Source organism: Flavobacterium polysaccharolyticum (assembly GCF_038739875.1).
GTDB classification, from domain to species: Bacteria; Bacteroidota; Bacteroidia; order Flavobacteriales; family Flavobacteriaceae; genus Flavobacterium; species Flavobacterium polysaccharolyticum.
On sequence record NZ_JBCGDP010000007.1, the window covers coordinates 38,822 to 52,022 of the forward strand.

Genomic DNA, 13,201 nt, shown 5'->3' on the forward strand with positions numbered 1-13,201 from the left:
TTGGACGATTATAAAAAGAGAAATATTTGAATAGAAAAAAAATTATCATTTTTATTTTAAAATAACTGATTTATGAGAATACTTAGAATAACTTGGGTAGCACTTTTAATGCTTATTTCAAATTCTGTTGTTGGGCAAAAGGTGTTTGCTGCAAAGGATGTTACTATTATTCCAAAACCAGCAAATATAACAGTGACTCAAGGTGATTTTCTGTTTACTAAAAACACTTTGTTTGTTGTCTTAGATGCTTCCCAAAAAGAAATAGCAACTGCATTGATTCAAAAATTTACAAAGGCAGCAGGATGGACACCCAAGATTTCAAATAAGCTTCCAAATAGCAATTACGTCTTGTTTAAGTTAGATACAAGTTTACCTCATGAAGCCTATAAATTAGAAGTGACTTCTACAAGCTGTATTCTTTCGGCTAAAGATGCTGCTGGTTTTATTTATGCACTGGAGAGTATCAGACAATTATTGCCAACAGCTATCGAAAGTAAAAGCCAAGTGGCGAATGTAAAATGGATGATTCCCAATGTGATCATTACAGATGCACCTCGTTTTCAATGGCGAGGATTAATGCTCGATTTATCACGTCATTTTTTCAAAACTGATTATATCAAAAAAACCATTGACCGCTTGGCTATGCTTAAAATGAATGTTTTGCATTTGCATTTGGTAGATGATCAAGGTTGGCGAATGGAAATCAAAAAGTATCCTAAATTGACTGATATTGGAGCTTGGAGAGTAGATCAAGAAAATGTAATCTGGAATGCCAGACTTACTGTAAATCCAAACGAAAAAGGAACTTATGGAGGGTTTTTGACCCAAAAAGAATTAAAAGAAATTGTAAAGTATGCTGCGGCCAAAAATATAGAAATCATTCCGGAAATTGAGATGCCAGCGCATGTTAGTTGTGCAATTGCTGCTTATCCAGAATTAGCCTGTTTTAATCAGCGTATTGGGGTACCTTCTGGTGGATTATGGCCTATCACAGATATTTATTGTGCTGGAAAAGAAACTACGTTTGAGTTTTTGCAGAATATAATTGATGAGGTTGTTACTGTTTTTCCTTCAAAGTACATTCATGTAGGAGGAGATGAAGCTACTAAAACCAATTGGGAAAAATGCCCGCTTTGCCAAAAAAGAATGAAAGACGAAGGGTTAAAAAACGTACACGAATTACAAAGTTATTTTATCAAAAGAATGGAAAAATACATTAATTCTAAAGGTAAAAAATTAATTGGTTGGGACGAAATATTAGAAGGCGGTTTGGCTCCAGAAGCAACAGTTATGAGTTGGCAAGGAACCCAAGGTGGTATTGAAGCTTCAAAACAAGGGCATGATGTGGTTATGTCTCCGCAATCACATTGTTATTTTGATCATTATCAAGGCCCGCAAAACGAAGAGCCATTGGCTTTTGGGGGGTATACACCACTTAGTAAAGTTTATGAATTTGATCCCGTTGTTGATTCAATGACTCCTGATCAAGCGCAACATGTTCTTGGAGGACAAGCCAATCTTTGGTCAGAATACGTTCCCACAACTCAACAATCTGAGTATATGATTTTTCCAAGAATTGCGGCTTTATCCGAGACATTGTGGAGTTCAAAAGAAGCCCGGAATTGGAATGATTTTACTACAAGATTACCTTCTTTATTAGAGCGTTATGATTACTTAGGAATCAATTATTCAAAAAGTGCATATTTGGTAACGGCTTCTTATACCGCTGATTTGAGTAATAAAAAAGTCAAATTGGTATTGAAGAATGAGTTTCCTAATGCTGATATCCGGTATGTTTTGGCAGACAAAAGTAGTACCGATAATCCTATACAATATACTGACACTATTACGGTTTCAGGGACTTCGATGTTACGGGCCTCTTTATTCAAATCGGAGAAATCAGTTGGTAAAGTTTTTACAGATACCATTCAATTCCATAAAGCAGTGGGGAGTAAGTTGACTTTTAAAAAGCCTTTTAATAAAAATTATGAAGGAGATGGATTCTTAAGTTTGGTAAACGTAGTAAGAGGAAGCAAAAATTTTCATGACGGGCAGTGGCAAGCTTGGTTGGTTGATGATATGGAAACAGTAATTGATTTAGATCAAACACAAACCATTCATCAAGTAATTTTGGGTTCATTAGAAAATCAAGGATCTGGGATTTATTTTCCTACCGAAATAAAAGCCTTTGTTTCTAATGATGGAGTAGTATATAATGAAGTTGGAAAAATAACGCAACCGTTTGCTATCAATTCCAAATCTGAGCTAAAAGACTTTGTAATTAATTTTAATGCTATCACTGCAAGATATGTAAAAGTGATAGCTACTAACTTAAGAAAAAGCCCCAAAGGAGATAGTTCTTTTATGTTTTTCGATGAAATATTAATTAATTAAAAATGAGGTATTTAAAAATTTTGGTTTGTTTGTTATGTTTGTCGTGTTCTAATAAAAATATTGAACTACTAAAAACAAATGAAAAACCTGTAAATCTTGTAGATTTTGTAAATCCATTGATGGGCACTGATTCTGATTATAGTTTATCAAATGGTAATACTTATCCTGTAATTGCTACACCTTGGGCAATGAATTTTTGGTCACCAATGACCGCCAAAATGGGAGATGGTTGGACTTATAAATACCATGATAAAAAAATTAGAGGCATCAAGCAAACACACCAACCAAGTCCATGGATTAATGATTACGCCGCTTTCTCGTTGATGGCTGTAACTGGAAAATTGAAATTTCAAGAAGATGATCGTGAATCTTGGTTTTCACATAAAGCAGAAACGGCTAAACCGTATTACTATTCAGCATATTTAGCTGATTATGACGTGACTTTGGAGGTTTCTCCAACAGAAAGAGCAGCTCATTTTAAATTTACTTTTCCAGAATCTAACACATCTTATATTATGTTGGATGCCTTTTTTAAAGGCTCTATGGTCAAAATTATTCCGAGTGAGCGCAAAATAATAGGGTATTGTCGCAATAATAGTGGAGGTGTTCCAGAAAATTTCCATAATTATTTTGTGGCCGAGTTTGATAAAGATTTTGAGATAAACCATACTTGGACAGATGGATGGAAATTAATTCCTAATGCTACGGATAGTAAAGGGGAACATGTAGGAGCAATCATTGGTTTTAAAACTAAAAAAGGTGAAGTTGTGCATGTGAAAGTAGCTTCATCCTTTATAAGTTTAGATCAGGCTCAACTTAACTTGAGCAAAGAAATAGGTCAGGATACTTTTGAAGAAACTAAAGAGAAGGCAAAACAAGCTTGGGAAAAAGAATTAAGTAGAATTCAAGTGGAAGACGACAATATAGATCATATCAGAACATTTTATTCAAGTTTATACCGTGTGTTGTTATTCCCTAGAAAGTTTTATGAGTTTGATAAAAATAATGCAGTAGTACATTACAGCCCTTACAATGGAAAAGTAAATTCAGGTTATATGTTTACAGATAATGGCTTTTGGGACACTTTTAGAGCTGTTTTTCCTTTTTTTAATATAATGTATCCTGATTTGAATAGTCATATTTTGGAAGGACTCGCTAATACTTATAAAGAGTCAGGTTGGTTACCAGAATGGGCAAGCCCAGGACATAGAGATTGTATGGTCGGATCCAATTCTGCACCAATTATAGCCGATGCTTTTTTAAAAGGGGTTCAAAATAAGGATACTGAACTGCTATTTGAGGCAATGCTAAAAAACGCCACAATCGAAGACGGCAGACCTGTCAAATCTGTTGGTCGTGAAGGTTTAGGATATTATAATACTTTGGGTTATGTTCCTTACAACGTTGGTATAAACGAAAATGTCGCTCGAACACTAGAATATGCTTTTGCAGATTTTACCATTGCTAAAATGGCACAAAAGTTAGGCAAGACAAACATTGCTGATGCCTATTTCAAGAAATCTTTAAATTATAAAAATGTATTTGATCCTTCAGTAAACTTAATGAGGGGTAAAAACAAAGAAGGTGATTTTCAAACTCCTTTTAATCCTTTAAAATGGGGAGATGCGTTTACCGAAGGAAATAGTTTGCACTACACATGGTCGGTATTTCATGATATTAAAGGGTTAATAGATTTGATGGGAGGAAAAGAGAAATTTGCCTCAAAACTTGATGAAGTTTTTCAGATGCCACCTTCTTTTGACGATTCTTATTATGGACAAACAATTCATGAAATTCGTGAAATGCAAGTCGTGAATATGGGGAATTATGCTCATGGAAATCAACCCATTCAACACATGATTTATCTATATAATTATGCCTATCAATCCTATAAAGCACAAGAAAAAATAAGAGAAGTTCTCACTAAATTATATGCTCCCACACCTGATGGTTATTGTGGTGATGAGGACAATGGACAAACCTCTGCTTGGTATGTCTTTAGTGCTCTTGGATTTTATCCTGTTACTCCAGGAGTTGATCAGTATGTAATAGGAAGTCCTTTATTTAAAAAAGCAACGCTTTACTTAGAGAACGGAAAGAAGTTTCAAATTGATGCTAAAAACAATTCTAAAGATAATTTCTATATACAGTCTGCTACTTTAAATGGGGATGCCTATTTTAATAGTTTTATAAATTTTGATGCAATTCAAAAAGGAGGAAGATTAGAATTCAATTTAGATAAAAAACCAAATAAAGATTGGGGAAGTAAAAATGAAAACGTTCCTTATTCTTTAAGTAATAATGAATTGAAAAATTAATTGGCGCAAAACATAAATTATTACATGTAATTTAATACGGTCCAGCAGTTAAAAAAGAGAAAATGAAGCAGATTTTATTTAGGTTAGGAATTTTAGTCTTTTTTTTATTGCCCTTTAGTATTCTAGGGCAATCAAAAGCATTTACTATTTCTGATGGAGAATTTCGTCAAGACGGTAAAATTATAAAAATACATTCTGGAGAAATGCACTACGAACGTATTCCAAGGGAATATTGGAGGCATAGGTTACAAATGCTAAAAGCTATGGGTATGAATACTGTGACTACTTATGTGTTTTGGAATTATCACGAAATAGAGCCAGGAGTATGGGATTTTGAAACTGGCAATAAAGATTTGGCCGAGTTTATTCGTATTGCAAAAAGTGAAGGATTGTTTGTAATTCTTAGACCAGGGCCATATGCATGTGGAGAGTGGGAATTTGGTGGATACCCTTGGTGGTTGCAAAACAATCCGGATTTAGTGATTCGTACAAACAACAAAGCCTTTTTGGAGGCTTGTAAAACGTATCTTGAGCATTTGTATGCAGAGGTTAAAGGACTTTTTGCTACTCAGGGTGGGCCAATTATTATGGTTCAAGTTGAAAACGAATTTGGGTCTTATGTTTCGCAAAGAACAGATATTAAAGCCAGTGATCATAAGGATTATAAAATGGCTATTTATAATTTGCTTAAAGAAACTGGTTTTCAGGGGCCATTTTTTACTTCGGATGGGACTTGGTTATTTGAAGGTGGTGCGGTTGAAGGTGTTTTGCCAACAGCAAATGGAGAAACCAATATTGATAATTTAAAAAAACAGGTTAATAAGTATAACAAGGCTCAAGGACCGTATATGGTTGCAGAGTTTTATACGGGTTGGTTGGATCATTGGGCAGAACCATTTGTTAAAATTGGAAGCGATGAGATTGCAAACCAAACCAAAAAGTATATAGATGCCGGGGTATCTTTTAATTATTATATGGTGCACGGAGGTACTAATTTTGGATTTACTTCTGGAGCTAATTATAATGCAGAAAGTAATATTCAGCCAGATCTTACGAGTTATGATTATGATGCTCCCATTAGCGAAGCAGGTTGGGCAACACCAAAATTCATGGCCATCCGCGAAGTGATGCAACAGTTCTCCAAAACAAAATTAGCTCCTATTCCTGAAAAAATTCCATCTGTTAAGTATCCTGATCAAGCTGTAAAAGCCAGTATGGATGTTTTGAATTGGATTAAAAAACAAAAGGCAGTCGTTAGTGATCAACCTTTAACATTTGAAAAATTGGGTCAGGGAAATGGGTATGTTTTGTATCGAAAACGATTCACTCAACCCATCGTTGGTACTTTAAAAGTTGAAGGATTGAGAGACTTTGCTGTAGTTTATGTTAATGGGGTAAATGTTGGTGAATTAAACAGAGTTTTTAATAAATATGAATTGGCTGTTTCTATTCCTTTTAATGGTATTTTGGAAATCCTAGTCGAAAATATGGGGCGTATCAATTACGGAGCCGAAATAGTACATAACACCAAAGGAATTATTTCTCCAATTTTCATAAATGATTATGAAATTAGTGGTGGATGGGAAATGTATAAAATGCCAATGAATGAAGCTCCAGTTGTTAAAAATGAATCGGTTAAGCTTGGACGACCTGTTTTGTATGAATCTACAGTAACTATAGACAAACCAGCCGATACATTTCTTGATATGACAGATTGGGGAAAGGGAATTGTATTTGTCAATGGACATCATCTTGGAAGATATTGGAAAGTGGGACCACAACAAACGCTTTATGTACCAGGTTGTTGGTTGAAATCGGGTCAAAATAGTATTGTTATTTATGATCAACTCAATGAAAAACCACAAACTCACATCACTTTTACTAATGAGCCGATACTAGAGCAATTGAGAAAACCAGAAAATTAAAAATGGCAGTTTTGCACAACAAATCCATTCTGAAAAAGCAACTAAAAAAAGTAATTTAAAAAATAAATTAAGGGAAAATGAAAAAAAGAATAGCAATCATAGCCTTATTATTTTCGGCACAATTGTTCTCACAGGCTATCTATGAAGACGAAAGATATGTACCCGAAACAGATCCGTTGGTGTTGAAAAATTTAGAGGAGTGGCAAGGGAAAAAGTTCGGATTGTTAATGCACTGGGGAACTTACAGTCAATGGGGTATTGTAGAATCTTGGTCAATTTGTCCTGAGGATTATGGTTGGTGTGAACGCAAAAAAGGAAGTAATCCTGCTAATTATAATGATTATGTAAAAGAGTATGAAGGCTTAAAAAAAACATTTAATCCTGTAAAGTTTGATCCTGCAAAATGGGCAAAAGCAGCAAAGTACGCTGGAATGAAATACATGGTTTTTACCACGAAGCACCATGATGGTTTCAATATGTTTGACACTAAATATTCAGATTATAAAGTTACTGACAAAGATTGTCCTTTCAACAGTAATCCTAAATCAAATATTGCTAAAGAAGTCTTTAATGCCTTTAGAGCAGAAAAGATTTCAACAGGAGCCTATTTCTCTAAACCAGATTGGCACAACGAAAATTATTGGGATCCATATTTCCCTCCTTTTGATAGAAACGTAAATTATGACCCGACATTATATCCTGAAAAATGGAAGAAATATGTTGATTTTACACATAATCAAATTCTAGAGTTATTGACAGATTACGGTAAAGTCGATATTTTATGGTTAGACGGAGGATGGGTTCGTAAAAGAGACCAACAAAATATCAAAGAAAACTACGATGAAAAGTTTACCGAAAACGAAGCTAAAAACGGATTTATTAAGCACAGAGTGGTCGAACAAGACGTTAAAATGGATGAATTGGTAGTAAAAGCACGCCAGAAACAACCAGGTTTAATTGTAGTTGACAGAGCTGTTCATGGTAAAAACCAAAATTACTTAACTCCAGAAAATAGAGTTCCTGAAAAAACCTTGCCTTATCCTTGGGAATCTTGTATTACATCTGGTGGTGGTTGGTCTTACACTCCTGATGCTACCTATTTAACCGGAAGACAAGGTATTCATATGTTGATTGATGTTGTAGCAAAAGGCGGGAATTTATTATTAAATGTAGCGCCAAGCCCAGAAGGTGAATGGCAGCAAGGTGCTTATGATTTATTGACAGCCTACGGAGACTGGATGAAAGTGAATAGTACCGCAATTTATAATACTAAACCAATTGCGCCTTACAAAGAGAATAACATCTGTATGACTCAAAACAAAGAAGGAAATGTTTTCTTGTTTTATTTGGCTAAAGAAGGAGAAACTAAGATTCCTGCTGAGCTTGTTGTAAAATCTATCAATCCTAAAAAAGGAACAAAAATCACTATGTTAGGTTCTAAAACTTCTCTTATATGGACAAAAGAAGCAGAAGGATTTAAGGTTGTAATTCCGGAAAGTTTGCGTAATAATTTACCATGTAAAGAAGCTTGGACTTTAAAAATTGAAGCTATTAACAGATAAAAATATGTTTTCAATTAAAAAAATAATAGCAATACCAGCACGTATCTTTTTCATGCTGTTTTTTAGCGTGACTATTTTTGCACAACAACCAGCAGATTATGTGAATCCGTTTATTGGAACTTCTAATTATGGAGCGGCCTTTCCTGGACCTATTGCTCCAAGAGGGATGGCTAGTATCAGTCCGTTTAATGTTGCTGGTCCTCAAAACTTGCCCTTAGAAAAAGACAGCCGCTGGTTATCAAATCCGTATGTAAACGAAAATACATTTTTAACAGGTTTTAGTCAGGTGAATTTAAGTGGTGTTGGCTGTCCTGAATTGGGTGTTATTGTATTAATGCCAACTACTGGAACTGTAGAAACGAATCATTTAAAATATGGTTCAGCTTATTCAAACGAAGTAGCCAAAACAGCTTATTACGGGCTAAACATTGATAAGTATAATATCAAAGCAGAATTTACTGCATCTAAAAGAGTCGGTGTAAGCAAATTTACTTTCCCGAAAGGGGAATCTAATATTTTATTAAATCTGGGTCTAGGTTTGACAAATGAAGAAGGTGCTATGGTAAAAGTGGTGTCGCCAACTGAAATTGAAGGAATGCGTTCTGTTGGTTCTTTTTGCTATAATAGTCCCGAAGAGGCTTATCCAGTTTATTTTGTGGCAAAATTTTCTAAGCCTGCAGATAAATTTGGAGTTTGGAAAAAGCCATCAAAATATGAAGGCGTTGAAGCGCAATGGATGACGTATAACGGAAAAACCCGAATGATGGAAAATACCATTAAAACAGTAGTTGGTGACAGCATCGGAACGTATTTCTCTTATAAATTTGATAAAGAAGAAACGGTTGAAGTTAAAGTCGGTATTTCGTATGTAAGTATTGAAAATGCACGAGAAAACTTAGAACAAGAAACCAGAAACAAATCTTTTGACGCTGTTTATAAAGAAACCTATGACGAATGGAACGCGGCACTTTCTAAAATTTTGGTAGAAGGCAGTTCGAAAGACGATAAGACTATTTTTTATACGGCTTTATACCACACTTTAATTCATCCAAATACTTTAAATGATGTTAACGGAGAATATCCTGAAATAAAAAGAGGTAAAACTGGCAAAACTGACGGAACGCGTTACACGGTTTTTTCTTTATGGGATACCTATAGAAATTTACATTCGCTAATGTCATTGGTCTATCCACAACAGCAATCAAATATGGTTAAAAGTATGCTGGAAATGTATGATGAAAATGGCTGGTTACCAAAATGGGAACTAAATTCAACTGAAACATTTACCATGGTTGGTGATCCTGCAAGTATTGTTATTGCAGATACTTACCTGAAAGGGATTCAGGATTTTGATGTGCAAAAAGCCTACAAAGCGATGCTGAAAGGAGCTGACCAAATTGAAAATAATCCGCTTCGTCCAGGACTTAAGGATTATATCGAGAAAGGATATTTGACAACAGATAATCGCGGACCGGTTTCGACAACTCAGGAATACAATGCTTCGGATTATTCCATTTCACTTTTGGCTAAAGCCTTAGGGAAAACAGCCGATGCAGAACGTTTCAAAAATCGTTCATTGTCATACCGAAAATTATTCGATAAAAATTTAAAACTACTGCGTCCAAGATTAGCAAACGGGAAATGGTATGAGCCATTTGATCCCTTATCTGGCGCCAATTTTGAAGAAAATGTTGGTTTTATCGAAGGAAACGCATGGCAATATGCTTTTATGATTCCGCATGATATTGTCGGACTTAAAAAATTAATGGGAGGAGATAAAGCGTTCTCAGATCAGCTGCAAAAAGTTTTTGATAGCAAACAATTTGATATGGCAAACGAGCCGGATATTGCTTATCCTTATTTGTTTAATTATGTAAAAGGTCAAGAATGGAAAGCTCAGGAAAATGTAAAAAAACTGGTTAGAGAATATTTCCAGAATAAGCCCAAAGGATTACCCGGAAACGATGATACAGGAACAATGTCGGCTTGGTTGGTGTATTCAATGATGGGGATTTATCCAATCTCGCCAGGTGACCCAGTTTATACAATCACAACGCCAATGTTTGATAAAGTAACAATCAAATTAGATACAAAATATTATAAAAAAGAAAGTATTGTAATTGAACGGGAAACCAACAATGATGGAAAAATCAAGGAAATTCAATTAAACGGAAAAGTGCATAATAGTTTTTTTATCTCTCATGAAGACTTTGTGAATGGGAAAAAGCTTAAAGTGATTCAAAATTAAAATCAGAACTATGTTACGATTAAGAACAAAAAAGACGACCATTGTTTTAGTAATGGTTTTAGGTTTTTTCATCCAAAGTTCAGCGCAGAAAAAATATCCCTATCAGGATGCTAAAATGCCTGTAGAAGATAGAGTAAAAGATTTGTTAAGCCGAATGAGCCTAGAAGAAAAGGTGCGCCAAATGGATATGTACAAAGGCGAATTTTTTAAGGATGAAGAGAATTTTTCGAAGTCAAAATCAACAGCTAAAATTGGAAAATTAGGAATTGGAGCGATTCATGATGTTTATCCTCGTTCGGCAAAAATGATCAATGATCTTCAAACTGAAGTAATAAAAGGAAACCGTTGGGGGATTCCTGCACTTATTATGTGCGAGATGCTCCATGGTTATTTAGATGACGGAAGTACGGCTTTTCCAATGAATATTGGTTTAGGAGCAACTTGGGATATTAATATAATGGACAAAGTTGGAAAAGTAATTGCTATGGAGGCAAGAGCGCATGGCGTTCATTTTGGTTTAGGTCCAAATTTAGATTTGGGTCGTGAACCACGCTGGGGAAGAGTTGCAGAAACTTTTGGGGAAGATGCCTATTTAAACAGTGAAATTGGTTTGGCCATGATCAAAGGAATGCAGGGTGATGATTTAAAATCTGATCGTACTATTATTGCAGAACCAAAACACTTTGCCGTTCACGGTATTCCACAGGCAGGGGGGAATTCTTCTCCAATTTTAGTAGGAGAGCGTTCGGCTAGAGAGGACCATCTTCCTTCTTTTGAAAAAGCATTTAGAAAAGGTGGAGCATTGGGAACTATGTGTGCGTATTCTGAATTAGATGGAATTCCTTGTGCAGCAAATCATTGGCTGCTGACAGATGTTCTGAGAAAAGAATGGGGCTTTAAAGGAATTGTAGTCTCAGATTTGGGTGCTATTAAATACCTTCAAACCACACATTATGTTACAGATTCTCCAAAAGAAAGTATCAGAACAGCTATTGCTGCTGGCGTTGATATGCAGTTTTATGATTTTACAAATGAGTTTTGGCAGACAAGCCTTATAGAATTGGTAAATGAAAAAAAATTGACAATGGAGCAGATTGATCGTGCTGCCGGAGGAGTTTTAAGATTGAAATTCTTATTAGGATTATTTGAAAATCCGTACACAGATAAAAACTTAATTAAAGAGCGTTTTCATACCAAAGAAAATCAGGATATCGCCCTGGAAGCAGCACATAAATCGATTATTTTATTAAAAAACGAAAACAATGTGTTGCCTTTAAAAAAGGATATTCAAACTATTGCAGTTATCGGACCAAATGCTGATGCTTCAAGATTGGGAGGATATGCGGTAAAAAATAAAGTAGGTACTACAGTGCTGGAAGGTATTAAACAAGTTGCTGGTGCCAAAACTAATGTTCTTTACGAAGAAGGTGTCCCTTTAATTGTAAAAGGACAAATTATTCCATCAAAATATTTATTTACTCCAGACGAAGGTCAAAACGGATTGAAAGGTGAATATTTCAACAATAGAAATGTAGAAGGAACTCCTGTATTAACTCGCATCGATAATCAATTAGAATTTGACTGGCCATGGTCTCCTGGAACAGGTGTTACAGATGACGATTTCTCTATTCGCTGGACGGGTTACATAAAATCTGATAAAGCCTTTGATGGCTGGTTAGGTTTAAGTTCTGATGATGGAATTAGAATGTGGATTGACGATCAATTGGTTATTGACAATTGGACAAAAGGGGCGACAAGTATCGTTACAACTCCAAAAAATATTGAAGCAGGTAAAAAATACAAAGTCCGCATCGAAATGTGGGAAGGCGGCTGGGGAGCCAGAGCACACTTACGCTGGAATCTCGAAAAAGTAAACTTTCAGCCAGCAATTGACATTGCTAAAAAAGCTGATGTAGCGATTGTGGTTCTAGGAGAATCAAACGAATTGGTCGAAGAAAATAGAGATGTTGCTTCATTAGATTTACACGGAATGCAACAGGAATTGATCGAAGCAATTCAAAAAACAGGAACTCCGGTAGTTTGTGTTTTATTAAATGGGCGTCCGCTTTCGACAAATTGGATTAGCGAAAATATTCCTGCTCTTGTAGAAGCTTGGTTTCCTGGAGAAGCAGGAGGAAAGGCTGTTGCCGATGTTTTGTTTGGAGATTATAATCCTGGTGGTAGGTTGCCCATTACTGTTCCAAAATCTGTTGGACAGCTACCTATATATTACAACCAAAAACCATCTGCGATTCATAGGTATGTCTCTGAAAGTGAAAACCCGCTTTATACATTTGGTTATGGTTTAAGCTATACCAAGTTCGAATATTCAAATTTTGCTATTACTACCAAAGAAATCAAAGCTGACGGCGAATTGAAAGTTAGTGTAAATGTTAAAAATATTGGAAATTATGGTGGAGATGAGGTTGTACAATTGTACATCAATGATGTTTACAGCAGTGTAACAACCCCAAGAAAAACATTAAAAGGTTTTAAAAGGTTATTCATCGAAAAAGGCGAAACAAAAAAGGTTGAATTTACATTGACAGCGGATGAGTTATCCATATGGAATAGAGAAATGAAAAGAGTAGTAGAGCCAGGCGATTTTGAAGTTATGGTTGGTGGAAATGCTACAGATTTGTTGAAATTAAATTTTAAAGTGCTAAATTGATTTAACAGTTAATAGATCAACCGAAAAGAGGGAGTCTCATTGTTTGTGACTCCCTCTTTTTTTATTAGGGATAGTGCTTTTGA

Annotated in this window: 6 protein-coding genes; all 6 read left to right on the plus strand. The window is 35.2% G+C overall.

Annotated elements, in window-relative coordinates; genetic code table 11:
- Positions 1–72 precede the first annotated feature (72 nt).
- The 6 genes from WFZ86_RS08720 to WFZ86_RS08745 all read left to right on the plus strand — a co-directional run bounded on the left by WFZ86_RS08720 (position 73) and on the right by WFZ86_RS08745 (position 13,118).
- Positions 73–2,394, plus strand: a complete 2,322-nt coding sequence (locus WFZ86_RS08720; RefSeq protein WP_342691576.1) for a glycoside hydrolase family 20 protein — start codon at positions 73–75, stop codon at positions 2,392–2,394.
- Between the two features lie 2 nt (positions 2,395–2,396).
- Complete coding sequence (locus tag WFZ86_RS08725; RefSeq protein ID WP_342691577.1) at positions 2,397–4,712, plus strand: GH92 family glycosyl hydrolase; 2,316 nt, start codon at positions 2,397–2,399, stop codon at positions 4,710–4,712.
- A gap of 62 nt (positions 4,713–4,774) precedes the next feature.
- Positions 4,775–6,637, plus strand: a complete 1,863-nt coding sequence (locus tag WFZ86_RS08730; protein ID WP_342691578.1) for a glycoside hydrolase family 35 protein — start codon at positions 4,775–4,777, stop codon at positions 6,635–6,637.
- A gap of 77 nt (positions 6,638–6,714) precedes the next feature.
- On the plus strand, positions 6,715–8,199 hold the full coding sequence (locus WFZ86_RS08735; protein WP_342691579.1) for an alpha-L-fucosidase: 1,485 nt from the start codon (positions 6,715–6,717) through the stop codon (positions 8,197–8,199).
- Between the two features lie 4 nt (positions 8,200–8,203).
- Complete coding sequence (locus WFZ86_RS08740; RefSeq protein ID WP_342691580.1) at positions 8,204–10,447, plus strand: GH92 family glycosyl hydrolase; 2,244 nt, start codon at positions 8,204–8,206, stop codon at positions 10,445–10,447.
- A gap of 10 nt (positions 10,448–10,457) precedes the next feature.
- Positions 10,458–13,118 carry a glycoside hydrolase family 3 N-terminal domain-containing protein gene (locus WFZ86_RS08745; RefSeq protein ID WP_342691581.1) on the plus strand — a complete coding sequence of 887 codons (2,661 nt, stop codon included), beginning with the start codon at positions 10,458–10,460 and terminating at the stop codon, positions 13,116–13,118.
- Positions 13,119–13,201 lie beyond the last annotated feature (83 nt).